Source organism: Vibrio bathopelagicus (assembly GCF_014879975.1).
In the GTDB taxonomy this organism is placed as follows: Bacteria; Pseudomonadota; Gammaproteobacteria; order Enterobacterales; family Vibrionaceae; genus Vibrio; species Vibrio bathopelagicus.
In genome coordinates, this window is record NZ_CP062500.1 from 2803037 (window position 1) to 2828506 (window position 25470).

Annotated in this window: 19 protein-coding genes and 1 pseudogene; 11 read left to right on the forward strand and 9 right to left on the reverse strand. The window is 43.7% G+C overall.

The genetic code is table 11. From position 1 onward, the window contains the following. Positions 1-10: 10 nt before the first annotated feature. From IHV80_RS12385 to IHV80_RS12405, 5 genes are all read left to right on the forward strand, one after another. Positions 11-1729, forward strand: a complete 1719-nt coding sequence (locus IHV80_RS12385) for a proline--tRNA ligase (RefSeq protein WP_016767589.1) — start codon at positions 11-13, stop codon at positions 1727-1729. A 203-nt stretch (positions 1730-1932) separates the two neighbouring features. Further along, the gene (locus tag IHV80_RS12390; protein ID WP_192889239.1) at positions 1933-2628 is read left to right on the forward strand and encodes a tellurite resistance TerB family protein; all 696 of its coding nucleotides are present in this window, start codon (positions 1933-1935) and stop codon (positions 2626-2628) included. 206 nt (positions 2629-2834) lie between these two features. After that, entirely contained in the window at positions 2835-3038 is a 204-nt protein-coding gene (locus IHV80_RS12395; RefSeq protein WP_192889240.1) for a YaeP family protein, read from the forward strand. A 1-nt stretch (position 3039) separates the two neighbouring features. Next, entirely contained in the window at positions 3040-3231 is a 192-nt protein-coding gene (locus IHV80_RS12400) for a DUF4250 domain-containing protein (RefSeq protein WP_102435086.1), read from the forward strand. 231 nt (positions 3232-3462) lie between these two features. Next, complete coding sequence (locus tag IHV80_RS12405; RefSeq protein ID WP_076652442.1) at positions 3463-3789, forward strand: hypothetical protein; 327 nt, start codon at positions 3463-3465, stop codon at positions 3787-3789. 244 nt (positions 3790-4033) lie between these two features. Here the strand turns inward: IHV80_RS12405 and glyA are convergent, their stop codons facing one another. Continuing rightward, positions 4034-5284, reverse strand: coding sequence for a serine hydroxymethyltransferase (gene glyA / locus IHV80_RS12410; protein ID WP_102279424.1), 1251 nt, complete (start codon positions 5282-5284; stop codon positions 4034-4036). Between the two features lie 347 nt (positions 5285-5631). Here glyA and IHV80_RS12415 point away from each other — a divergent pair, with 347 nt between their 5' ends. From IHV80_RS12415 to IHV80_RS12425, 3 genes and pseudogenes are all read left to right on the forward strand, one after another. After that, on the forward strand, positions 5632-6234 hold the full coding sequence (locus tag IHV80_RS12415) for a YitT family protein (RefSeq protein WP_017106296.1): 603 nt from the start codon (positions 5632-5634) through the stop codon (positions 6232-6234). Positions 6235-6316: 82 nt separating this feature from the next. Continuing rightward, a pseudogene (locus IHV80_RS12420) lies at positions 6317-7868 on the forward strand (winged helix-turn-helix domain-containing protein). 101 nt (positions 7869-7969) lie between these two features. After that, entirely contained in the window at positions 7970-8878 is a 909-nt protein-coding gene (locus IHV80_RS12425) for a hypothetical protein (protein WP_192889241.1), read from the forward strand. Positions 8879-9022: 144 nt separating this feature from the next. Here the strand turns inward: IHV80_RS12425 and treC are convergent, their stop codons facing one another. The 5 genes from treC to gmhB form a co-directional block, all read right to left on the reverse strand. Further along, on the reverse strand, positions 9023-10708 hold the full coding sequence (gene treC / locus IHV80_RS12430; protein ID WP_192889242.1) for an alpha,alpha-phosphotrehalase: 1686 nt from the start codon (positions 10706-10708) through the stop codon (positions 9023-9025). Positions 10709-10992: 284 nt separating this feature from the next. Continuing rightward, positions 10993-12417, reverse strand: coding sequence for a PTS trehalose transporter subunit IIBC (treB, locus tag IHV80_RS12435; RefSeq protein ID WP_032499611.1), 1425 nt, complete (start codon positions 12415-12417; stop codon positions 10993-10995). Positions 12418-12621: 204 nt separating this feature from the next. Then, positions 12622-13566: a trehalose operon repressor TreR gene (treR, locus tag IHV80_RS12440; protein ID WP_192889243.1), complete on the reverse strand. Its 945-nt coding sequence runs from the start codon at positions 13564-13566 to the stop codon at positions 12622-12624. An 89-nt stretch (positions 13567-13655) separates the two neighbouring features. Next, positions 13656-13991 (reverse strand): MliC family protein, encoded by a 336-nt coding sequence (locus IHV80_RS12445; protein WP_192889244.1) that lies wholly within the window; start codon positions 13989-13991, stop codon positions 13656-13658. A gap of 77 nt (positions 13992-14068) precedes the next feature. Further along, positions 14069-14620: a D-glycero-beta-D-manno-heptose 1,7-bisphosphate 7-phosphatase gene (gene gmhB / locus IHV80_RS12450; protein WP_192889245.1), complete on the reverse strand. Its 552-nt coding sequence runs from the start codon at positions 14618-14620 to the stop codon at positions 14069-14071. Positions 14621-14860: 240 nt separating this feature from the next. Here gmhB and metN point away from each other — a divergent pair, with 240 nt between their 5' ends. The 3 genes from metN (at position 14861) to IHV80_RS12465 (ending at position 17469) form a co-directional block, all read left to right on the forward strand. Beyond that, positions 14861-15895 (forward strand): methionine ABC transporter ATP-binding protein MetN, encoded by a 1035-nt coding sequence (gene metN / locus IHV80_RS12455; protein WP_192889246.1) that lies wholly within the window; start codon positions 14861-14863, stop codon positions 15893-15895. Beyond that, complete coding sequence (locus IHV80_RS12460) at positions 15885-16568, forward strand: methionine ABC transporter permease (protein WP_004734372.1); 684 nt, start codon at positions 15885-15887, stop codon at positions 16566-16568. Before metN ends, IHV80_RS12460 begins: the two co-directional genes overlap by 11 nt. Positions 16569-16659: 91 nt before the next feature. Beyond that, the gene (locus IHV80_RS12465; RefSeq protein ID WP_145571517.1) at positions 16660-17469 is read left to right on the forward strand and encodes a MetQ/NlpA family lipoprotein; all 810 of its coding nucleotides are present in this window, start codon (positions 16660-16662) and stop codon (positions 17467-17469) included. A 92-nt stretch (positions 17470-17561) separates the two neighbouring features. Here IHV80_RS12465 and IHV80_RS12470 read toward each other — a convergent pair whose 3' ends face one another. The 3 genes from IHV80_RS12470 to IHV80_RS12480 form a co-directional block, all read right to left on the reverse strand. Then, positions 17562-18767 (reverse strand): carbohydrate porin, encoded by a 1206-nt coding sequence (locus IHV80_RS12470; RefSeq protein WP_192889247.1) that lies wholly within the window; start codon positions 18765-18767, stop codon positions 17562-17564. 395 nt (positions 18768-19162) lie between these two features. Further along, on the reverse strand, positions 19163-19939 hold the full coding sequence (locus IHV80_RS12475) for a Zn-ribbon-containing protein (protein WP_102306467.1): 777 nt from the start codon (positions 19937-19939) through the stop codon (positions 19163-19165). 226 nt (positions 19940-20165) lie between these two features. Continuing rightward, positions 20166-25463 (reverse strand): VCBS domain-containing protein, encoded by a 5298-nt coding sequence (locus IHV80_RS12480; RefSeq protein ID WP_226088492.1) that lies wholly within the window; start codon positions 25461-25463, stop codon positions 20166-20168. Between the last annotated feature and the right edge of the window lie 7 nt (positions 25464-25470).

The following is a 25470-nucleotide window of genomic DNA, read 5'->3' on the forward strand; positions in this document are numbered from 1 at the left end:
ATACCATAGAATGCGTACCAGTAACTACCTTCTTTCTACTCTGAAAGAGACTCCAAACGACGCAGAAGTTATCAGCCACCAGCTGATGCTACGTGCAGGTATGATCCGTAAGCTAGCTTCAGGTTTATATACTTGGCTACCTACTGGTCTACGTGTACTGCGTAAAGTCGAAAATATCGTTCGCCAAGAGATCGATAATGCAGGTGCCGTTGAAATCTTGATGCCCGTAGTTCAACCGTTTGAGCTTTGGGAAGAGACTGGCCGTTCTGAAAAGATGGGTCCTGAGCTACTTCGTTTCACAGACCGTCACTCTCGTCCGTTTGTTCTTAGCCCAACAGCTGAAGAAGTTGTAACGAGCCTAGTACGTAACGAGATCAGCTCTTACAAACAGCTACCTCTAAACCTGTACCAAATCCAGACTAAATTCCGTGATGAACGCCGCCCTCGTTTCGGCGTAATGCGTGCACGTGAATTCTCTATGATGGATGCGTACAGCTTTGATATCGACAAAGAAGGCTTAGAAAAGTCTTACCAAGCGATGCACGATGCTTACTGTAAAGCATTCGACCGCATGGGCCTTGAGTACCGTCCAGTATTGGCAGACTCAGGCGCAATCGGCGGCAGTGGCTCTCAAGAGTTCCACGTGCTTGCTGAAAGCGGCGAAGACCTAATCGCATTCTCTTCTGAATCAGATTACGCAGCGAACATCGAGAAAGCAGAAGCACTAGCTCCTACTGAAGAAGTTGCAGCGCCAACTCAAGAGATGGAACTGGTTGATACGCCAAACGCAAAAACAATTGCTGAGCTTGTAGAACAACACGGTCTAGCAATCGAGAAGACAGTTAAGACTCTATTCGTTAAAGCATCTGATGAAGTAGAAGCAGATATCATTGCTCTAATCATCCGTGGTGACCACGAGCTTAACGAAGTGAAGGCAGAAAACCTTCCACAGGTTGCTTCTCCACTAGAGATGGCTTCTGAAGAAGAAATCCGCGCACTTGTTGGCGCAGGTCCAGGTTCACTTGGCCCTGTTGGCCTAGAGCTACCATTCATCGTTGACCGCTCTGTTGCTGTAATGAGCGACTTTGGCGCTGGTGCAAACGTAGACGGTAAACACTACTTCGGTATTAACTGGGGTCGTGACGTAGAGCTTGCTCAAGTTGAAGACCTACGTAACGTAGTTGAAGGCGACCTTAGCCCATGTGGTCAAGGTACTATCCAACTTAAGCGTGGTATCGAAGTTGGTCACATATTCCAACTAGGTAATACTTACTCTAAAGCAATGAACTGTAACGTGCTTGGTCCTGATGGTAAGAGCGTAATCCTAGAAATGGGTTGTTACGGTATCGGTGTTTCACGTGTTGTTGCATCTGCTATCGAGCAAAACCACGATAAATTCGGTATCACTTGGCCAGACGCACTAGCGCCGTTCCAAGTTGCTATCGTACCGATGAACATGCACAAATCTGAGCGCGTTAAAGAAGCCGCTGAGAAGCTATACGCTGAATTAACGGCTATGGGTATCGAAGTTCTATTTGATGACCGTAAAGAACGTCCAGGTGTTATGTTTAAAGATATCGAGCTAGTGGGTATTCCTCACACTATCGTTATCGGTGATCGCAGCATGGACGAAGGTAACTTCGAATACAAAAACCGTCGTACTGGTGATAAAGAAGCTATCGCAATGGACACGGTTATCGAGCACCTTAAAGCTCAACTAGCGAAGTAATCCTATTGCTAGCTAGCTGCTAATAGATATTTAGTTAGATATTGAAAGGCTACCATTAGGTGGCCTTTTTTGTGCCTGTCGTTTCTCTTCAAACTCGCTCCTGTTTATCAGTAAAGTAAATAGCGTAAGTTAATCCCCTGTTCATCTTTATATCCGTATATTGGTTTCAACTACTCTTTGACACATTTACATTGGAGGTATCGATGGATATCAAAAGCTTACTTAACCAAGCACTTAAGTCAGATCTCGTTAAACAAGGTACTCAGAAGCTTTCCCAAGGATCTTCGAGTTTAAGTAGCCTCTCTCAAGGCAGTAACAGCAATGGCAAGAGTAGCAGTAAGAGCACACTAGGCGCCTTCGGGGCAGGCGCAGTTGGCGGCGGACTCTTAGGTGCGTTAATGGGTTCTAAGAAGACCAAGAAGATAGGTAAGAAAGCAGCCGGCATTGGTGGCGCAGCGGCTCTTGGCGCTCTCGCTTACAAGGTCTATAACGACTACCAATCTAAACAAGGCCAAACACCGAATGTCGAACAGGCTCAATTTGATGAGAACGATTCAAACCATAGCGTACTGATTCTAAGATCGATGATTGCCGCGTCCAAAGCCGACGGACATGTTGATGAAGAAGAGATGGCTAAGATAGAACAAGCCGTCGAGAACATGGGCGCGGATTATCAACTGACTAAATTGGTGTCTGAAGAATTGCACAAGCCACTCGACCCAAGTGAGATCGCTCAGCTAGCAACCTCACCTCAACAAGCAAGTGAGATCTACTTAGCCTCTTTGATTGTGGCCGACGAGCAGAACTTTATGGAAAAGGCGTATCTCAAAGAGTTGGCAAAGCAGCTCAACTTAGCTGATGAAGTCACTTATCAGCTTGAACAGCAAATATCCGACTAATCAGTAGATACTAAGCTACTCAATAAATACCAGCGAATCGTAAAAATCGAGCTAAGCGGCAAGAGCTAACCAATAGATATATAGAACATCAACAAAATGAGATATTGAGCAAGGACAAACTAACCCTGAACTTAATCAGATCTACTTTGTTTTTGCTTATCTCTATGTGTATATTGAGATCAGTTATCATTTGGTTAGGTATAAAAATGAAAGTATACGATTGTTGTGATTTGGTGCGTGAACTGTATTCTCAAATAGGCAGTGGCGACCAAGGCTATATTCCTAAAGCGATCACCTGCGCGGTAAAAACATTGAATGACCTTGCTGCGGATGAGTCTCTTCCTAAAGAAACAAGAGATAGCGCTGCATTTGCCGCAGCTAACCTACTGATCTCAGATTTCGAGGACTAATATGAACCTCGCTAACTTTGAAAAGATGGATCCTGTAATGTTGATGAGCATCGTCAACATGAAGCTACGTGACGACTTCGGCGGTGACTTGGACCGAGTGGTTAACTTCTACGAAATCGACAAAGCAGCATTGATCGCTAAACTCGCGTCTGCTGGTTTTGAGTTCCTTGCCGAAGCCAAACAGTTTCGATAGTCATTTAAAACAAGCTTGATTTGAAAGGCCAACCTCAGCGTTGGTCTTTTTTGTTGGTGATACGTATTTAATAAACATGTAGTTAGCCAGTTATAAATTATCTGTCTACATCTATACTTTTATATCTTAGAGTCAACGAACGCTCCTTGAACCAAAGCGTATTGTTGTATAGGCTACCTAAAATAGCATATAAAACTCATCACCAAATCTGATGATAGCGAAGGATTAACAATGAAAAGACTCGGACTTTTGGCAGTTTTCGCTGCAACACTGACGGCAGGTTGCGCTTCAAATACACAGCAAGACAACTTTCGTGAAGCCTCTTTTGAACTGTGTAACACCGAAGTCGATATTTACTCAGTAAGCCATGATGAAAGAGTACGTATTGTCTGTTCTGATGGCTCTAAATTCGCTTTAAACAGCGAAGACACGCTAGAAGTGATGCGCGATATCAATATCGACTACTGTGATGGCGAAGGCTTAGGTAAGTTCAACGAGAGCCGCCATTATTACTCATTCAAGTGTAAGTCTGGCACCCTGCTTAGCATCAGAAAATAGAACCAACACAAGAAAGCCACAAAGGGTTGATGTGCAAACATCAACCCTTTTTAGTACCCGCCTTTCTGTATTCTCAGATAACCCAACTCTCATACCTACAGATACAAAAAAAGGCCCCTAAAAAAGGAGCCTCTAATATCATCGTCTTTCAAAGTAGTCGTTTGAAATTCTAGGAGAGCACGCGGAGCTTACGGATGTAAGTGAGCATGCCCGACAACGAAGTTCAAATTACTACGAAGAAGAATTAAGCGTAAACAGGTAGACGCTTACAGATTTCTAATACTTTTGCTTTTGTCGCTTCGATAACAGACTCATCGCCCATGTTATCTAGGATGTCACACATCCAGCCAGCAAGAGCTTTCGCGTCTGCTTCTGAGAAACCACGACGAGTAATAGAAGGAGAACCGATACGGATACCAGACGTAACGAACGGGCTACGTGGATCGTTTGGTACTGAGTTCTTGTTAACTGTGATGTTAGCTGAACCTAGTGCTGCATCTGCTTCTTTACCTGTGATGTCTTTGTCGATTAGGTCAACTAAGAACAGGTGGTTCTCTGTAGAACCTGAAACGATGTTGTAACCGCGCGCTAGGAATTCAGCAACCATTGCTTTTGCGTTAGCAACTACGCGAGTTTGGTATTCTTTGAACTCTGGCTCTAGAGCTTCTTTGAACGCTACTGCTTTACCAGCGATAACGTGCATTAGAGGGCCACCTTGGCCGCCTGGGAATACTGCTGAGTTCAGCTTCTTGTAAAGATCTTCACCTTCGTTAGAAAGGATAAGACCACCACGAGGACCCGCAAGCGTTTTGTGCGTTGTAGTCGTTACAACGTGAGCATGTGGAACTGGGTTCGGGTAAACACCTGCAGCGATTAGGCCAGCAACGTGAGCCATATCTACGAAGAAGTAAGCACCTACTTTGTCAGCGATTTCACGCATGCGCTTCCAATCACAAACTTGAGAGTAAGCTGAGAAACCACCGATGATCATCTTAGGTTTGTGCTCGATAGCTAGCGCTTCCATCTCTTCGTAATCAATTTGGCCAGCTTCATCGATACCGTAAGGAATGATGTTGTAAAGCTTACCAGAGAAGTTTACTGGAGAACCGTGAGTTAGGTGGCCACCGTGCGCTAAGCTCATACCAAGAACCGTATCGCCAGCGTTTAGTAGCGCCATGTACACAGCGTTGTTCGCTTGAGAACCTGAGTGAGGCTGTACGTTCGCGTATTGCGCACCAAATAGTTCACACGCACGTTCGATTGCTAGAGTTTCAACTTTATCTACGAACTCACAACCACCGTAGTAACGCTTACCAGGGTAACCTTCAGCGTATTTATTTGTAAGTTGAGAACCTTGAGCTTCCATTACACGTGGGCTTGTGTAGTTTTCTGAAGCGATAAGCTCGATGTGCTCTTCCTGACGAAGAGTTTCTTCTTGGATAGCTGCGAATAGATCCGCATCGTAATCAGCAATGTTCATGTCACGCTTAAGCATCTGTATCTCCTGACTCAGATTGTACTGAAAGTTTCAAAAAAACCACACAACGACCGAAAGCAAACGTTTCCGTCACCGTTTTGATGTGACGCATTCTACATAATTTGATCTAGGTCATAAAGAGCTAATTGCAATTTTATCATGCAGTTTTTTCATAATCACATATAAGATTCATCATGGTTATTAAGCATATCCAACCAAAGATGACGCTTACTGTCAATTTTACGATTTACACCCTGTAAAACGCAGATTACATAGGTTTACCTTAATTTTGCCCCTCTAGCTACCGAAAGCTAAGGTTTTTATCTACTATACTCGCCTTTATTGGATAGGTAATTATAAAAACGATGGAAAAGCACACACGTAAAGAAGATTGGGTAGCAATCCTCACTGGCACGTTTTTAGTGGCGTTAGGCGTCTTCTTTTTACAGTCAGCAAACCTGCTTACTGGTGGCACGACTGGCTTGGCTCTGCTTTTGAGTCAATTTACGCCAGTAACCTTTGGTATTCTGTACTTTATTGCGAACTGTCCATTCTATCTATTGGCATGGAAACGATTTGGCCGTCACTTCGCAATAAGCAGTGCCATCTCTGGTGCTTTAGTGTCTGTATTTGCCGACCATTTATACTTGGTGATTTCGTTAGACGTTCATAATGAAATTTACTGTGCAGTCGCTGGCGGCTTATTAATGGGCTTAGGCATGTTGATATTGTTCCGTCATCGCTCAAGCTTGGGTGGCTTCAACGTATTGTGTCTGTTCATTCAAGATCGCTACGGTATCTCAGTAGGCAAAACCCAAATGGCCATTGATGCCTGTATTCTGTTTGCATCGTTCTTCTTTGTATCACCTTGGGTGATTGCCGTATCTGTTTTAGGCACCGCAGTATTGAACATCGTATTGGCAATGAACCACAAACCAACTCGCTACTCGGTGAATTACGCGTCTTAATACTAATCACCCTATGAATTACTAGCTGTTTTTAATAACAAAAACAGCTAGAATTTAGGTTTTATAAACCGTCGCCTTTTCTATGCAAGATTACCTCTCTAGCGCCAAAGACCAACAAGCCTCTATTTACATTGAAGGCTTGGAATTCAACCCCAACACACGAGTCTTAAGCTGCGACGAGCAGGTCATTGATTTAGAACCTCGTTCTATCGAGCTCTTAGAGTTATTTCTTACCAGCGTTGGTCAACCGCTCTCTGCCGAGTACATCATTGAATCGGTATGGCAAAGTAACTTCATTTCCAAAAATGTTCTGACAAACCGAATCAGTACCTTACGTTCAATACTTCAAAAACACCTACCAGAAAGCGATGCCACCAAGATCTTGGTGACCTATCCACGCAAAGGATACTTCCTCAATCCGAGCTCAGTGAGTTTGGCCAATACATCAGCCGAAATTACAGAAGTAACCGAGCCACCTCAGGCCAGCCGAAAGACATCACCTCTAAACCTTTTGTTACTGTCATTCTCTGCTGTGTTGCTGCTAAGCACCACAACTCTAGGTTATATGTTTTGGCACTCGTCAAACCAAGCCTCAGAGCTAGAACGTACACAGAGGCTGATTCCTAAGGTTGAGCTATTACTGAACCGCATCGATGCCATTGGTGATAATGCGAGAACGCATCGCAAAGCCGTTAAAGCGCTGCTGCTTCAACAGCAAATTGAATACGCTTATACCGATTTAGCCAACCAAGATGCGCCGAGTTACTTCGTTGACCCAATAGACAGCACACCTTTCTTTCCGGGTGCGAAGAACATGCGCACCAGTGATTACCTGCTCAATATTCAATTAAAAGATCAGGAAATCGATACACGCCTTGCGGCTAAAGTCAGCCTTATTTATCCAAGCTCAGGTAAGCTTGCCTTTCGTGGGTCTATTCAATAGAGATTGACACCCTCAGTGAAAGCCTAATGGAAATTAATCGAGAGCTGGCAAACTACTTTGCTTTGCCTGCCCCACTATCACCAGAGTGGTCTGTCAGTGATAAAGAGCTCAGCCATTTGCTTAACGAACCAACGCTAAAGCTAGATAGTGTGCCACTCAACGTAATGACTTCAACATTGATCGCACGACAAATGGCGCTCTTTGAGACTGACCACCAGCGACTGATCAGTTTCACTAGCCTTGTGCAAACACGCTTTAAGTTGATTCCCGACGAGCTCAAACTTTGGCTTGGGATCATTCATTTTAAGTTAAGAGATCTGCAAACTGCGAAAGAGTTTCTGACCAACACTGCGGGTAACTCGACCATCGAAAACGCACTGGTCTACATGATGATTTCCCATATTGCTTACAAGCAAGGGGACATGGATAAGTTTCGCCTCAACTACATGGAATCCTTGGTGGCGTTATTGCGAGTGGTTCCTTCAGAAGAGTTGTTTGCTCGCTTATCCAAACCGGAGTCGAAATCGACCTGTCTCCAGCCTTGGAAAAATCTAAAATTGAGCATCAATGAGCCACTGATCATCAAGCAATGGGAAAACCTAATGCTTAACTACTGCACGAGTGTCGGCCATCAATTTTCCGAATAAAGAAATATAAAGCATTTAAAAACAATAATTTAAATATAAATTAAGATCTTATGTATCTTCGTTTTTTGCCCTATTAGCCCTCTCAACAATAGCATTCCTAAAAACATCAGGCCGCTCTAGGCCAACTATATTAGGAATGCTCAACATGAAAAAATCCATGACGCTGCTTGCGACTTCTCTCTTTGCTCTTTATGGCTGTGGCGGCGGAGGTAGCTCTTCTTCTGGTTCAATTGGTGGTAATAAAGGTCCAAGTAATCAGGTGGATTACCCGATTGCGAGCTCTGCATTTGCCCCAAAACCAGTAACAACATTAGGCTACTCATTTACCAAAGATGGTCAGACTGAAGGCGTGATGACGATGAACTTCACGCCTTTAAGTGGTGAATTCATTATTGCGAGGTTAGAAGAAGAGACCGGCAATGAAGCGGTGGTTCAAGTTATCAATGACCTCATCAATTACGGCATCACCGAATTTTATGTTTCTGAAGACATCATGACGAATGTTGAAGGTACACAAGAAGACGGCAGCATTTATTTTGCAGGCCCCGACCGCGGTCTACACGAAATCACCAGTGCCTACTTTATTGGTAGCCAATACATCACAGCAGTGATGTACAGCAGCCCACTTTTCCGTTTAAAAGGAACTGACGTAAAAGATAGCAACCCAATCATTAATATCAGTGAGGAAACCGTTTCTTTGCAAGTGACGTTAGATGGTGAAGCGGTCGCTAACATGCTAAATGACTTTGAAGACCACTCATGGGTATCAAGTCTTCCAGCTGATGCCTCATGCCGAGTCACATGGCAACAACAGATTGAAGAAACTGGCGTACGTAAGAGTTTTAAGATCTCTGATAAATCAATCGAAGCTGCGAACCTAACAGAGAAAAACACCTACTACATCAACTGTGAAGGTATGGATTCAGCAGAATTTGGCACATCATCAGAGCGCTGGTTTAACCCAAGCATCGGCTTAATTGAACAAATTGAATTGATGTCTGTAGAGCAATCGAATATCGAAGAATCAGCAGCAAGACTGACCTCGATTAGCTAGCCTTGACCTAGGTTAACTAAACCTAAGCTTAACCGCAGGCTAACCGCAAACAATAAAAAAGGCTTTGGGAGCACTCCAAAGCCTTTGTTGAAACCTAAATCTTTAGGGGGACTGAGAATTAGGTTTATTGAAATCGTAACGAGGCTAATCTTCAATCAAGAGAATACGAGTCTCGTAAGGTCGTAGCACTTGGTGATGAGACGTAACTAAACTATCACCCACTTGATAATTGGATAACAGGCTCTTAGCCTTCATCATCTCAAAACGCTCAGGTAAAACACACTCTGTTTCTTCGCCATAATAGTTGTTAATGCATAGCAGAGTTTGCCCTTCACTCTCACGAACATACGCAAAAATGGATGGGTGCTCAGGCAGTAGGTCTTGATAACGACCATGAGTAATCACTGGCACTTCTTTACGTAACTCAATCAAACTCTTGTAGAAATAGAAAACAGAGTCTTTATCTTCCAACGCTTGCTCGGCATTGATCTCGGTGTAGTTATTAGCAACATCTAACCATGGCTGTGATTGTGAAAAGCCTGCGTAAATTTCATTGTTCCAATGCATTGGCGTACGAGAGTTATCACGAGATTTCTGCGCTAAAATCGCCATCATATCTTCATGATCCACACCATCACGGTTAACCATGATGTCGTACATATTGGTGCTCTCTACATCACGATATTGACTGATGTCGGTATAACCAGGGTTAGTCATACCAATCTCTTCACCTTGATAGATATAAGGTGTGCCTTGCATCATGTGCACAGAAGCAGCCAACATTTTGGCCGATTCAACACGATATTGTTGATCGTTACCCAAGCGACTCACTACTCTCGGTTGGTCATGGTTACACCAAAACAGTGCTCCCCACCCCTTACCATTCAGACCTGTTTGCCAGTGATTGAAGATCGACTTGAGCTGTAAGAAATCGAACGGAGCATTGGTCCATTTCTCACCGTTGGTGTAATCAACCTTAAGGTGGTGGAAGTTAAACACCATCGACAACTCACTGTTATCAATGTTTGAGTATTGCTGACAATGTTCCAACGTGGTTGAAGACATCTCGCCAACCGTAACACTGCCGTATTTCTGAAATACCGCTTCGCTGATCTCTTTTAGATATTCATGCACTCGTGGGCCATCAGTATAGAAACGGCGACCATCACCGATATCATCATTAGGGAAATCTTGCTGCTTTGAAATCAGGTTGATCACATCTAAACGGAAACCATCAACGCCCTTTTCAGCCCAGAAGCTGATAACGTCTTTTACTTCTTCACGTACAACAGGGTTTTCCCAGTTGAGGTCGGCCTGTTCTTTCGCAAATAAATGTAAGAAGTACTGCCCAGTGGCCTCATCCATTTCCCATGCATTACCACCAAACTTAGACTGCCAGTTAGTTGGTGCTTGACCGTTTACTGGGTCTTTCCAGATGTAGTAATCGCGGTATGGGCTATTTTTGTCACCCAATGCAGACTGGAACCATGCATGCTCGGTTGAAGTGTGGTTTACCACGATATCCATCACGATACGGATGCCACGTTGGTGGGCTTCAGACAGTAACAGGTCGAAGTCTTCCATGGTGCCGAATTGAGGGTTAATCGCGTAGTAGTCGGAGATATCGTAACCATTGTCGATCATGGGTGACGCGTAAACTGGGGTTAGCCAAATCGCATCCACGCTCAAATGTTTAAGGTAATCCAGTTTCGAAATGATCCCTTTGATATCGCCAGTACCTTTACTACCACTGTCGCAGAAGCTCTTTGGGTAGATTTGATAGATGGTTGCGGTTTTCCACCAACTTTCATCATGCTCAGTCATCGCCATCTCTAACACTCACTTACCAGAAAATATAAATAAAAAATCACCATGAAAATCATGGTCGAATAGCCGTTATACCAATCACAGTAAGTAAGTGTTCAGAAATAGCGCAGGAAAAAGGCTTGAGAACAAGGCGTAATTTTTTGATAAGTAGTTATTCTACAATCAAAAATTATAACGCAGTTATCGAGCGTTTTAACCAGCTAGGATGACCAGTTAGTTACTACGATTGGTATTATTCCTAAGAGAAAAAACGATGACTCACTTGAAGTCATCGCTTGTTAAATGCATTACGCGTTGGCGGTTTCTAGCTCGCCTTTCATCTGTGCTCGTTTATAGAAGAACAATGTCAGCGTTATCGGCAGTACAACTGCCACCAGCATCGCGACTAAGTAAATCGACCAATATTGCGGTTGAATCGATAAGATACCTGGTAAGCCACCAACACCGATACCATTCGCCATCACACCGGCACTGCCACAAATCGCGGCGGCCGCAGCACTGCCGATCATTGCGCTCAGCATTGGAAATTTGTATTTAAGGTTGATGCCGTACATCGCAGGTTCCGTTACACCTAGGTAAGCTGAGATTGCTGCTGGTACCGAGATGTCTCGTTCCCCTTCCCGCTTACTCAAAATAATGATGCCGACAACCGCAGAAGCTTGTGCAATGTTTGATAGCGCAATCAAAGGCCAGATAGGTGTGCCACCAAGATCTTGCATCAGTTGCAGATCCACAGCGTTGGTTGTGTGGTGAATCCCCGTAATCACCAAAGGTGCGTATAGGAAGCCAAAGACCACTGAGCCAAGAATCGCGAAGTCACCTGTCATTGCCACCTTGGCAGCAAATGCCACACCATCACCTAACATACGACCGAATGGGCCTATGAAAGCGTGCGCTAGAATCACAGACAAGATGATCGAGACAAATGGCACCACAACAAGATACAAATAAGAAGGAACAATGCGCTTAAGATTGGTCTCAATGAAGGCCAGAGCCACACCCGCTAACATCGCAGGGATCACCTGCGCTTGGTAGCCGACCTTCTCAATCACGAACAAGCCAAAATCCCACACCTCAGGTACCGATTTACCTATCATGTAAGCGTTCATCAACTGTGGAGAAACCAAGGTCACACCGAGCGTAATACCCAAAATAGGCGTTCCGCCGAGTTTCTTAACCGTTGCCCAACACACACCAACCGGTAGGAAGAAGAAAATAGCTTCGCCAATCAGCCACAAAAATGAGTGAACGGTTGCCCAGAATTGACTGATTTCAACCAAGGTTTTGCCGTCGAACATGCGAATGTCGCCAATCACATTACGGAAACCAAGAATCAAACCACCCGTAATAATGGCAGGCAGAAGTGGTACAAAAATTTCGGCTAAATGGGAGATACCACGCTCAAGGAAGTTCATATTCTGACGAGCCGCCAGTTTCGCCTCATCTTTTGATGATGCATCTTTGCCTGTTTGCTCAATCAGAAGTGCGTACACCTCATCAACCTCGGTGCCAATAACCACTTGGAATTGACCTGCGTTAGTAAAGCAGCCTTTTACCAGCTTTAGCTTCTCTAATTCTGCTTTGTTCGCTTTCTCTGTATCATTCAATACAAAACGCAGTCGAGTCAGACAATGGCTGACACTCGCAATGTTCTCTTTGCCACCGACTAACTCGATAAGACGCGCAACGTCTTGCTTCGCTATCTTACTCATACTACCCCACCCTGGTTTCATTCAATTACTCATCTAAACCATGCAGCTATAGCTACTCAGATTTAGATTTATGGGAACATTCCCAATCACGATTATTATAATGCCCACATGAATGATAAATTAAAATGGGAACAGTCCCATTAATTGAAAGAGATCACACTCTAATTTTAATCTAAGCGGTTCAATTTCGCTTGATTGAGTAGATTATAGAATAGGTGATTGGGTGTGATGAGAGATCTCAGCATTGCCTAAAAGCTGGGATATCAATAGATTAGCGGCCAATTTACCCGCGGATTGATACCCAGGATCAATGCTAAATACTCGCGGGAACAAGAAAGAGAGAAGATCATTACCACCAACGCCGGTGACGACCACATCTTCACGTTGTAGCTCTTGCAGGCGTTTGATTACGCCGAGGGCAATTGTGTCACTGGCACACACGATAGCTTGAGTTACAGGGGTAAGAACCTCATCCACCAGCTGATAAGCGCTTTCATGATGAAGTTGACCAGTACGATAATTCGCAATCAAACCAGTATTTTTACACCACTCAAGATAAGCCTTAAGACGCAGTTCACCGGTTGACTTATCACTTGGATCAACGCCAATGAAACCAACCTCAGAGATCCCCTGATCTGCTAAATGCGTTAACGCACTATTGATCACCTGTTGGTTATCATAGTTAATCGACGTCACGTTCTCGGTATCCAGAGCAATCACCACCGCTTTGTGTTCCCATGCTTCGATCGCTGGAATATCACAGTCCGTAAAGCCAAACACAATGATGCCATCTACGTTGCGACGCTTGAGTACCTGAAGGTGCTCATTGGCTTTTTCTCTATCTAGCTGACTTTCCATGATCACGACATCGTAATCCGCTCGATACAATTCGGTCAGCATAGTGCTAACAGCCTTGTTTTCAGAAGGAGAGTCCAAACGAGAAATAATCACGCCGATGACTTTCTGACTGCCACCACGCATAGACTGCGCAGACTTTGAAGGCGTGTACCCAGATTCTTGAATTACTCTTTCCACCCTTTCACGGGTTTCAGGTTTCACTTTTGGATCATTGGTCAGAACACGAGATACGGTTGACTTACCAACACCGGACAGCTTAGCAATATCGAGAATAGTGAGTTTTTTGCTCATAAAAAGTCTAACGTTAAAGGGAGAGAAGAAAAAGTGAGGGACATAATCCCTCACTTAACTGTTTGTAAATTTCAGCAGGTAACTATGACTTACTTTTGGCAATTTTTATAGACGACACGGCCAAGTTCTAGACGTGCGTTGTCACCTTTAGTACGCAAAGTAACGCTGTTGAGCAATTCAGAGGTGCCATCATCTAAGATGTATTTCGTTCCTGAGCCTGCCGCTATTTGAGTCAAGCGATATTCATTGTCAGGCAAACGTAATACCGCTTTTTCATTACCAAGGTAAGCCACCTTAAATGAAGCGTCAGACTCGCACTGATAAGTTACGAATTGATCATCCGATACTACGCTATCAGGCGCTGCTGATTTAGAGCACCCAACTAACGCTACCGAACATAGAGATGCTATCAACAAAGCTTTCATACTGCGTTCCTCATCTTTATATAGTGGGCAAATATAGTGAACAACACTCATTTGCATACTGAGCGATAGGTCTGTGTTTAGCCTTTCAGATATGATGGTACATCTTTGATGCTATCCAATACGACACTGGCAAGTGCCTCACCCTTTTCAGTCACGGGCTTACCGGTTCTCACCAATACTCGGGTACCAACACCAGCAGCTTCTGCTGCCATCATGTCTTCAGCTTTATCGCCGATCATGACAGAGTTAGCCATATCAATTTTCAGAAAGTCACGCGCTGAAATGAACATGCCTGGCTTTGGCTTACGACATTCACAATCTTGCTTGTAATCACCAATGCCATGCTCAGCGTGGTGAGGACAGTAATAGATGCCATCTAGCTCAACGCCGTTATCAACAAAGTTCCAATCCATCCACTGCGTCAAAGAAAGAAAACGATCTTCGCTAAACTTGCCGCGAGCAATACCAGATTGGTTGGTCACAAGTACCAATAAATAGCCCATATCTTTAAACGCTTTCGCCGCTTCAAATACACCATCGATGTATTCAAAGTCATGCTCATCATGTACGTAGCCGTGATCAACGTTAATCACACCATCACGATCTAAAAAAACAGCCGGTTTAGACAAAATTCAGTTCTCTATCAACTCTCTATTAATCATTAATTATTACACGCTTTATTTGCTTCATCACTATCTATTTAGTTTTGCGTTCGTTAACGATTTGTTTCTAACCTGGCAACACGATCGACGTTTAGCCGTCTAGACGTAAAAATATCTATTGACTTAGATCATAGAACACCATAGCATCGTCTGTAAATCGAACGAGCTATCGATATATTATTCTGTTTTACCTGCACGAGTTCCCCTATGATTAAAGTGAATCAAGTCAACAAGGTTTTCTATCAAGGCACTAAAGAAATCAATGCCTTAATTGATATCAACCTCCACATTCCTCAAGGTCAAATCTTTGGAGTCATTGGCTCTTCAGGTGCAGGCAAAAGTACCCTAATCCGCTGTGTAAACATGTTGGAAGCCCCTACCTCTGGTGAAGTGATTGTTGACGGTATTGACCTAACAAAACTCAGCAAATCAGAACTCAGCGAAGCGCGTCGTAACATCGGCATGATCTTCCAGCACTTCAATCTGCTGTCTTCTCGTACTGTTTTTAACAATGTCGCATTGCCTTTAGAGCTTGCTGGTAAAGATAAAGCGGTTATTGAGGCGAAAGTCAGTGAGTTACTTAATCTTGTAGGCCTATCAGACAAGCGTGACACCTACCCTGCCAACTTGAGTGGCGGTCAAAAGCAGCGTGTTGCGATAGCTCGCGCACTGGCATCTGACCCGAAAGTATTGTTGTGTGATGAAGCGACCAGTGCACTGGACCCTGCAACGACTCAATCTATTCTTGAGCTGCTGCGTGAAATAAACCGCAAGCTGAACATCACTATCCTGCTTATTACTCATGAAATGGATGTAGTGAAAAGCATTTGTCACGAAGTGGCGATCATTGGCGGTGGTGAATTAGTAGAGAAAGGGACTGTCGGTGACATCTTTGCACACCCTAAGACAGAACTCGCGCATCAATTTATTCGCTCAACGCTGGATCTAACGATTCCTGAAGATTACCAAGCACGCTTGCAAGAGACTCGCGTAAACAGCAGCTACCCGTTGGTACGTCTTGAGTTTACTGGCGCAACGGTTGATGCTCCGCTGATGACGCAGATTGCACGTAAATTCAATATCGATGTCAGCATCTTAAGCTCTGACCTTGATTACGCCGGCGGTGTGAAGTTCGGCATGATGGTCGCTGAGCTGTTCGGTAATGAAGCAGATGATAATGCTGCTATCCAATTCCTACGCGACAACAATGTAAAAGTAGAGGTGCTTGGTTATGTCCTTTAGTTTCAACGAGATTGCTGACTGGATCAGCCTTAACGGTAACCTTCTATTAGGCGCAACAGGCGAAACGCTTTACATGGTTGCTGTCGCTGGCATTGTTGGCTTCGCTGTCGGTATCCCATTAGGCGTGATTCTACATACGACTAAAAAAGGTGGTCTGTTAGAGAACACCAAACTAAACAAAATTCTCGGTGCGGTTGTAAACGTGGGTCGTTCAGTGCCTTTCTTAGTACTGATGGTTGCGATTATCCCATTGACTAAGATGCTGATTGGTACCTTCATCGGTACGACAGCAGCGATTGTTCCACTGACGATTGGCGCTATCCCATTCGTAGCTCGACTTATCGAGAGCGCGCTACTTGAAGTACCAACAGGTCTAGTAGAAGCAGCTCAATCAATGGGCGCAACACCAACACAAATCATCAATAAGGTTCTGCTTCCTGAAGCACTACCGACTATCATCAACTCAGTAACGATTACGCTAGTGACTTTGGTGAGCTACTCGGCAATGGCAGGTACTGTAGGTGGTGGTGGCCTAGGTGATGTCGCGATTCGTTACGGATTCCACCGTTACGATGTGACCATCATGGCTGTAACGGTAGTGATGTTGATTGTGCTGGTACAAATTATTCAATCAATCGGTGATTCATTAGTTCGCCGCGTTGACCACAGATAAAAACTGACAGCGTTATGCATTAATACCGAGTTTTTAAAAGACGTAACGTCATCTGAACCAAATTAAATAGAGTTATTAAAAGGAGATTATTATGAAATTTAACCTTAAAGGTTTACTTACTATCGCAGCAGCGGCATCAGCGCTAGTACTAGCAGGTTGTGGTGACAAAGAAGTCGACACTTCTAAAGTAAAAGTTGGCGTAATGGCAGGTGCTGAAGCACAAGTTGCTGAAGTTGCAGCTAAAGTAGCAAAAGAACAGTACGGCTTAGATGTTGAACTAGTAACTTTCACGGATTACGTAACACCAAACGCGGCACTGGATGATGGTTCTATCGACATCAACGCATTCCAACACGCACCATACCTAGATCAGCAAGTGGCTGACCGTGGTTACAAGCTGACTATTGCTGGTAACACGTTTGTTTACCCAATTGCAGGTTACTCTAAAGAAGTGAAATCTGTAGACGAAATCCAAGACGGCGCGCGTATTGCAGTACCAAACGATCCAACTAACCTAGGTCGTTCTCTACTTCTTCTTGAGCAACAAGGTCTGCTTGAGCTTCGTGAAGGCGCTGGTCTTCTAGCTACCGTTCGTGACATCGTTGGTAACCCTAAGAATCTAACGATTGTTGAACTAGACGCTGCACAACTTCCTCGTTCTCTAGATGACGTAGCACTGTCTATCATCAACACAACTTACGCGAGCTCTATCAACCTGACTCCGCAAAAAGACGGTATCTTCGTTGAAGACAAAGATTCTCCATACGTAAACCTAATCGTTTCTCGTGAAGAGAACCTAAACGCTGAAAACGTACAGAACTTCGTAAAAGCTTACCAAACTGAAGAAGTGTACAAAGCAGCTTCTGATATCTTCCAAGGTGGCGTAGTTAAAGGTTGGTAATCACCTAAACTACAGCATCGTATAGATACCCGAAGGGGCTGACTTAACGTCAGCCCCTTTTTTATTGATTACAGTTGGCTAAAAGAGTCGGCTTACCACCAAGCTTCTACTTGCATGCCGACACTCATTTCGCTGTTTTTACCTTCACCGAAGGCATTGTCATTTTCAGCATCATTTAGATAAGTCGCAAAGATACGGAATTCAGGACGCGACCAAAAGCCCACTTGTGGTACCCAAGCCTGAGCCACAGTAAACTTGCCACCCGCACTATCTTGGTTATTAATCGTTTCAACAAACCCGCCAATTTCAAGGATCGTACGCATACGCTTATCCCACTTGTAAAGCGGACGAATGACAGCGCTAAAAGAGTCATCATCGCTATTATTCGCACCAACACCCGTCGACATGGCATAACGAACAGTGTGGCCAAACTCGATGTTCTCACCAACAGCAAGCACACCCCAGTTAATCAATCGGAAGCCCTCAGCGTCATTATTGTTTGCATCACGCACGATACCTTTACCTGTACCAAAAGTCGTCATCTGCTCGGCATAGCCAGAGTTAGCGACTTGGAGAATGGTTTTGTTGAAGCCACCAGAAAGGTTTTGATTTAAGCTTGCCGTTAACATTACGCTGTCATCCGCATCGACCGTTTGACCTTGCTTTTCATTGGCGAAGTTCATATCAATACCGACCTCAAGATCTGCATTTTTCCATAGCGGAATCCCTGCATAGCGCACGTCTGCAATCATGGCTGTGGTCTCTTCCCCATCAAACACATCACCCGTAACGGTGTCTTGAATCAAAGCCACCGATAATTTACCTGGGCCCATATTGATGTGTTCAACACCAGCACCAATACCACTTACGTCCCAGTAGTAGTTATCAACGATATGTACATCATGACGTTGGTAGTAACGTTCACCCGCCCAAATTCCAATATCCTTATCTTCAAAAAGTCCTACTGCTTGAACATTCAATTGCACCACATCAACGCTTTTATCCGCAGCGTTCTCATCTTGGCCCTGCCAGTACGACAACATGGAATCAACTAAAAATGAAACGTCGTCCTCAGCATACACCTCTTTTCTAAAACCAAATTCGCCATACAGGTCATTTTCGTTGCCAAGTCGGCCAACTTTACTCACCTCCCATTTGCTATTTGAACCGCCTTCATTACTCAGGCCAACGCCACCGCGCATGTAGCCATTGAACTCCAATGGTGTGGTTTCATCAGCGTATAAATTAGGAGCAAGTAAAGCAGTAGAGAGTGCAGTAGCAATAGGTAACAGTTTCATCGTCCATTCCTTTCAGATCTAGAATCAAGTTATTTTTATGAATGGGAACATTCCCATGGGATCGATCCCATTTATATTGAGAGGAATATAAATTGAAAGAGAACTGATTGATTACTGTGATCCAGTTAACTATTGAAATGATCAAAAGTTGATGGGGGTGGAATTATCTTGGTGAATACTTAAGGACTACAGAGCGAGAGATAAAACACAGAATGGACGTGTTTAAGTACTAAATTCGTTCGACAAGATGGGTTCTCCCAATACTGATAAACGATCAATATTAAGGAATAAAAAGAGAAAGAAACGGGAAGCTAACAGGAAGAAAAATAGAGGGTAAAGTATCGAAGTATTGGTTAATACTTCGATACCCTAGATCTAGAATAAAGCTAAGTGGGTTACTTAATATGATCCCAAGAGATGTTCGATACCAAGCGGCAGTCATCACACTTAAAATAGAAAATGTCGTGGATAGGCGCATCAAGCAGCCATTCACCACCACACTGAGGGCATTTACGCTCTTTTTCAGCTTTTAAGCTAATCCCGCCCACACGGTACAAGTAGTAGTACGTTGGGATCTTAGTGAGATATTCAATGCGCCCTCTTAAGCCCCAGCCGCGTTTGAACAATACGCTTTTGGTATCACTGATCTCAGTCAGAGTTGCGTGTTCAGCACGACAGCCGCCCCCCATTTGGACTTCATCACAGGCTTGCCATTCAGTCTGCCATTTCAATACCGCTTTATGGTCGCCATTAAAGGTCGGTGGATTGCGGTACAAAGGGATCGGCAACAGGCTGTCACCACTACGTAACGGTGAGCAAGTATGAACGAAAGTCGTGTATAACACCTGCCAGCTCGGCGCTTCATCTTCTGCCACTTCTTCTGAGTTAAGATCTCGGCCAAGTAGACGCATTTTAGGCGCAAGTAGGCTCGCGTTAGACAAACGATCAAAACACACTTTAACGAAGTCAGAGTGATTACGCGGGTGCAAGCTATCTTGCTCTGGGCACACAACGCGAACATAGAATTCGCCGTCGCCCATCACGATTGGAAACTCACGGCCTAGCACTTGTCCGTTATAACGAAGTGCATCCATCAAGCCATTAACTGCCTTATCGACAGCACTGACCGTTGTGTTATCAAAACACTCAAATTGAAGTTCTAGTACGTACATAATTTACTATATGTGGTTCTATTAATAGCGTCATTATAACGACTATTTATACTATTGTACTTAGCTTAATAATACGGATGACCCCGAATTAAATAAATATTCGCTTATAGCTTAATCCTACGACCTGGAGATCTAGAGCAGCCAGTTAAAAACGCATATCATCTTCAGGCAAGTAGAAAAAAATTGATTGGCTTTCTACTCTGTTCAACACAAGCCAAACCACTTTTTACGTAAATGTTTGTTGTTGGAACAACTGTTCTACAATTTCATTGGATGTTGTCATAGCGCTCATATCGAAGCCTGATAAATCCAAGTTGGTCATCTCAACTGCAATAGATTGGCCAGATTCCGATTTGATCGCTAATTCAATACTACTATCCGCAGATAATGAGGCTGTAACATGCTCGAGTAGCATTTCCATATTAGCAACATCATCTCCAGTCAGGTCAAGAAGGTCTGTGAGGTCAATATTGTCGTCACCAAAAGTGAAATCAGTAATAGTATCGCGTGACAAACCATCCACTGAGCCTCGATCAAAGACAAAAGTGTCTTTGCCCTCTCCCCCCGTTAAGATGTCACTACCTAAGCCACCAATAAGTACATCATCACCTTCACTGCCAAGTAAAAAATCATCTCCTTGGTTGCCATGTAAGGTATCACTGCCTTGCTGGCCGAGTAGAATATCAATACTTTCAGAACCAAGAATCGTATTACCTAACTCATCGCCAGAAAGTGTCGCACTCTCTTGAATGACAGGGGCAGCTCCTTTTTCGGTTAGAATTAAGCTAAATACATTGTCACTGTTTTGCCCTTTACCGTCCGTAACCTCAAAAGCAAAATTCATATTTATTTGCTGACCATTCGACAAGTTAAAGTTCTCGTCTTGGGTAAAGTTATAACTGCCGTTTGAGTATACTTCCAAGATACCAAACTCTGTTGTCACACTCAGAACACCATTTTCACTAGCAACAGAAGAGGTCACATTGGGCGATGTATCAAAGCCCATAAACTCGGAATTCATCAATCTAAAATCATTAGTTTGAGTAGACACCTGTAGCGTATCACCATCGGGATCGAAGCTACCTGACAATAACTCACCAGCAATAGGCTCCGGCGTATAATGTTTAAGCAGTTGTCCTAGACTTTCTCCAGAGTCTACATATACGACAGTATCAGTAATGCCATTCATTGCATCCGCAACATTTTCGTCACCACGCGTCGCAATACCAATACCATAAACAGAAGCTTGGTTATCTTGAACATATTGCGCCCAGCGGTCACTTAGGTCATCAGCAACCACTGCCCCGTCTCTAGGATTCGGAGCTCCATCTGACATGAAGAAGATGGAATCATGACTATCGATTGGCTGTTCTTTAAGTAAAAGATCCCAATCCAGTTCACCTTGAGCGTTTAGGCCATCCTGCCACGGGAAACGATTAGAACTATCACTTGGCTCCATGACGGCTTCCAAGGCATCATTGTAATCGGTGTTCATTCCTCTATTGTCGATCCAACACCACTCATTCACATACTTATTGACATCCGTCAGGTAAGTCATGTCCGTGAGCTCACGTCCATTCAGTTCTGGCGGACGTGTCATCTCAAGAACGTCACCGAGTTCAAACCAACTTTGCTCTTCAGTTTCACCTGCAAATTTAACCAAACGAATGTAGCTATTTGAAGCTCCACCTTGTTGTATTAGATCTTCAACCATTTCATGTAGAGCTTCTGCTGCCTTATACGCTCTTGACTCAGTACGTGACGCAAGAACTTCATCCGGTAAGTCATTATCTCTATACGTATTCGTTCCATCAAAAGTCCGAGTCATACTGCTAGAGACATCGAACACAACTGTAATCTTATTGATAGGTTGCTCTTCTACTTCAGCAAAACCAACTACAGCTGTATTCTCCGGCGCCCTATTTTCAACGACATTCAGAGTAACTGTAGTTTGATCTAAGTCGCTGCCATCACTCGCTTCTACGATCAATTCATGAGCTGAAGAAAGATCAAAATCTAAGACATCTGAATTTTTTAACCAAATTTCGCCCGTATTACTGTCTATGTAAAATTTGTCACTATCATCCTCTTTAAGGGTATAAGTGATCGTATCGTTGTCAGGGTCAAATGCTGAAACTTTACCAACCAAAATTCCGCTCTCATGCTCAGCAACGTCAAAACTCATGGTGTCGGTGGTTGCTAAACCGTGTCCATCAGAGCCACGAATCTGATCTTCATCGGTTGGAGAAATAAATTCTGGGGCACCGTCTTTGATATTTATTGTAATATCGTTAGTTGCAATATCACCATCAGCATCAATGACTTTAAATGCAAAGCTTTCACTTTGATCAGCATCGACATTATTCGCTTTATAGTCATACCAACCATTTTCAAAATTAATCGTTAACTGGCCAAAGTTCGTTTCAACTTCAAGCAGAGAATGTTCTGAAACTTGAGAAGATATCCCATTAACATCCGTTTTCGATACTGTGCCTGTTTGTTTATCAAACTGGTAATTTTCACCTTTGATTTCAATAGAATTAACCCATTGAATTTCACCGCCAACTTGAGAAAAAACATCACTTTGAACTTCACCAGGAACGGTAGTCACTAAAACATTCTCTACATTTGACTCATCCACAACCAATGCAGAACCAGAACTAGTCGCCACTGGTTTGAGATAATTCAAAGAAGCACTATCGCCAATACCAAGCGCCCAAATATTATTAAAGGTATGCCCATTAGCTGACACTCCATTTTCCATCGCTAATTCGAGAATCAACTTTTCTTCGGCATCTGTCGGAGCCACTCGGCCAGCTAACAAGTCATCATAATGTGATTGGCTGCTAAAATGCGCCGGGTCTAAGTCATCCATTAAGCTTGTTCGAGCTTGAGAGGAATAGAAATCTTGACGAGTCCAGCCACTGAAATCTGAAGGCTGTCCATCAGAGATAAAGTACAACTGGGTATTAGAACCCGCGACTTGGCTAGAGAAACCATCAGCTGAAACAATGTCTTCAATCTGCTCGATCGCTTCATAATAGGGTGTCCAACCAGCTGGAGATACAGTAGCAAAGAAGTCTGTAATGTCTTGCTCTGACTCGATCCAACTAGAGGTTTTACCGCTTGGTGAACCAGAGTGAGTAGCAATTTTGAACTTCACATCTCCCAGTTCATGGTATTTCTCAAACATACTTTTTATTGAAGTTTGTGCTAGATCCCATCTTGTCGTTAGCACACCATTTGAATCCAGAACGGTATCCTTCATAGAGTCAGATGCATCTAGTGCAATCACGACCGAGTTAGACTGAGGTTGAACATCTTTTATCGTATGTTGATGAACTTCAGCTTCAGGAACAACATCAATCACTTCAATATTTAGCTGTGCTTGCTCCACTTGGTGACCGACATCTAGCGTGATATTTAAATCAAGCATCAATGAATCGTTACCTTGTTCTAGATGATCAAGTGCCGCATGTTGCGATACTTGATACTCACCAGTAGCCTGATCAATCTTTGCCGAAAGCACATCAACTCGATGACCATTAACCTCAGTAAACGCACTAAATTCTGTTTGGTCTTGAGAAAGTTCAAACTGGACTACCAGACCGTTACTCGTTAAGCCAGAAAGATCTTGTGTACTATCGAATCGATACTCCGCTTCTTCCGCTGAACCAAGATCTGCATCAAGTTCACCTTCGACAAATACGGTCTGATTCGTACCTAAGTCAGATTCTTCAAGAGTAACTGATTCATTATCAAGTGAAATAGATTCTCCGATTATGGTAACGGTAACGCTGGCTGTATCCTGCAATCCATCCTCATCTTGAATAGTGTACTCAAACTCTACGGTTTTAACTTCACCTGCACTTAATGATTGCTCTGTTAACGGTAAGCTATCTAGGTACTTTTCGGCATCAAAAACAAATTGACCGTTTTGAAGCGTTATATAGTCCGCCTGTGGGTAATCAACAATAGTTAACTCATCGTTTTCTGGGTCGCTATCATTGGTGAGCACATCTAAAGTTAATAGGCCGGTTCCGTGTGTATGATAATTACTATCGAAAGACGTTAAATCAGCAGACACTTCAGTAACGAAATATTCGGACCCTTTAGGGTCAACTACCCCATCTTTGTAGCCAATTGCAGACAATTCAATCGTATCAAAGTAGCGTCCGGAGGCATCAATAGAAACTAATTGGCTACCACCACGATTCCCTTCAAAGACACCTGTCGCAATTAATTCACCATCAAAATAGGCTTTCCATACGCCTTGTTCAATGCCAGGTTCCCAGCTTCCATTGTTTGTATCTGTCCATAAATTTTTAACTTCAATTTGTGCATGATTAGCTAGTTGATTATTAGCAAAAGTGAAACTCATCGCTTCACTCTTCTGAGTTGCATCATCGTAACCAATTTGACCAGATTGAACACGATCAGAAGGGTTATCAAGATCAGAATACACGCCGTATTTATTGTCACCATCCCCGGTGTAATCTGCCAGAGTTGCATCTGCAACTTTTTCTCCAGTCACACTGTCAATTACATAAAAGTCGACTTGGATATCGTCGCTGGTTATCCAATTCGATGAATCTAATGTTTTGATTTCATTCGTAATGCCTTTGTCATCTAGAGCAGTCGGACCTTCATTAACGTCACCGACTTTTATCTGTACTTGAGCGGTATCTGTCTCTCCGGACTCATCGGCAACGAGCACATCTACACTGTAGCTTTCAGTGTCTTCATAGTTGAGTGATATACCAGGTTTCAACGAAATTTCACCAGATGCAGCATCAATCTGAAAGAGATCAGTATGATTACTCAGAGAATAGGTCAATTGACTTGCGCTATCGACGTCAAATGCATCGACCTGACCAACAGGTTGACCCGGGCTATTTTCAAGCACAGAGAATGAGTAAACATCATCATCAGCGAACCCCAAACTGTTTAGGCCATGCGAATCGTTGTTGCCACTGACAAATTCAGGTTTATCATCTGAGCCAGTGATGGTCACTGCAATCTCATGCGTGCTGCCATCCGCAGTCGCAACCGTGAAAGTGCGAGTGATTGGAGTTGAGTCTGAATCTAGCGCTTGGACATCAGCGTGGTCATTGTTAAGTGTGTACGTCCATTCTCCATTTTCATCGATACTGAACGTGCCGTAATTGCCATCTTGAACATCGGTCTGCGTGGTAAACACCGCTTCGCCTAAATCCGGGTCGTCAACATTGAGGTTGCCACCGGTCGTCAGCTTCACGTCTTCTTGCACTGCGCCTTTATCATCACCCGGAATGCTTGGGGTGATAACCGCCGCGTCGTCTGAGCCGGTGATGGTCACTGCAATCTCATGCGTGCTGCCATCCACAGTCGCGACCGTGAAGGTACGAGTGATTGGAGTTGAGTCTGAATCTAGCGCTTGGACATCAGCGTGGTCACTGTTGAGTGTGTACGTCCATTCTCCATTTTCATCGATACTGAACGTGCCGTAGTTGCCATCTTGAACATCGGTCTGCGTGGTAAACACCGCTTCG

Bases quoted from the DNA above. Each gene is read 5' to 3' on its own strand.
- IHV80_RS12385 (WP_016767589.1), top strand. From the start codon at position 11: ATGCGTACCAGTAACTACCTTCTTTCTACTCTGAAAGAGACTCCAAAC.
- IHV80_RS12390 (WP_192889239.1), top strand. From the start codon at position 1,933: ATGGATATCAAAAGCTTACTTAACCAAGCACTTAAGTCAGATCTCGTT.
- IHV80_RS12395 (WP_192889240.1), top strand. From the start codon at position 2,835: ATGAAAGTATACGATTGTTGTGATTTGGTGCGTGAACTGTATTCTCAA.
- IHV80_RS12400 (WP_102435086.1), top strand. From the start codon at position 3,040: ATGAACCTCGCTAACTTTGAAAAGATGGATCCTGTAATGTTGATGAGC.
- IHV80_RS12405 (WP_076652442.1), top strand. From the start codon at position 3,463: ATGAAAAGACTCGGACTTTTGGCAGTTTTCGCTGCAACACTGACGGCA.
- glyA (WP_102279424.1), bottom strand. From the start codon at position 5,284: ATGCTTAAGCGTGACATGAACATTGCTGATTACGATGCGGATCTATTC.
- IHV80_RS12415 (WP_017106296.1), top strand. From the start codon at position 5,632: ATGGAAAAGCACACACGTAAAGAAGATTGGGTAGCAATCCTCACTGGC.
- IHV80_RS12425 (WP_192889241.1), top strand. From the start codon at position 7,970: ATGAAAAAATCCATGACGCTGCTTGCGACTTCTCTCTTTGCTCTTTAT.
- treC (WP_192889242.1), bottom strand. From the start codon at position 10,708: ATGGCGATGACTGAGCATGATGAAAGTTGGTGGAAAACCGCAACCATC.
- treB (WP_032499611.1), bottom strand. From the start codon at position 12,417: ATGAGTAAGATAGCGAAGCAAGACGTTGCGCGTCTTATCGAGTTAGTC.
- treR (WP_192889243.1), bottom strand. From the start codon at position 13,566: ATGAGCAAAAAACTCACTATTCTCGATATTGCTAAGCTGTCCGGTGTT.
- IHV80_RS12445 (WP_192889244.1), bottom strand. From the start codon at position 13,991: ATGAAAGCTTTGTTGATAGCATCTCTATGTTCGGTAGCGTTAGTTGGG.
- metN (WP_192889246.1), top strand. From the start codon at position 14,861: ATGATTAAAGTGAATCAAGTCAACAAGGTTTTCTATCAAGGCACTAAA.
- IHV80_RS12460 (WP_004734372.1), top strand. From the start codon at position 15,885: ATGTCCTTTAGTTTCAACGAGATTGCTGACTGGATCAGCCTTAACGGT.
- IHV80_RS12465 (WP_145571517.1), top strand. From the start codon at position 16,660: ATGAAATTTAACCTTAAAGGTTTACTTACTATCGCAGCAGCGGCATCA.
- IHV80_RS12470 (WP_192889247.1), bottom strand. From the start codon at position 18,767: ATGAAACTGTTACCTATTGCTACTGCACTCTCTACTGCTTTACTTGCT.
- IHV80_RS12475 (WP_102306467.1), bottom strand. From the start codon at position 19,939: ATGTACGTACTAGAACTTCAATTTGAGTGTTTTGATAACACAACGGTC.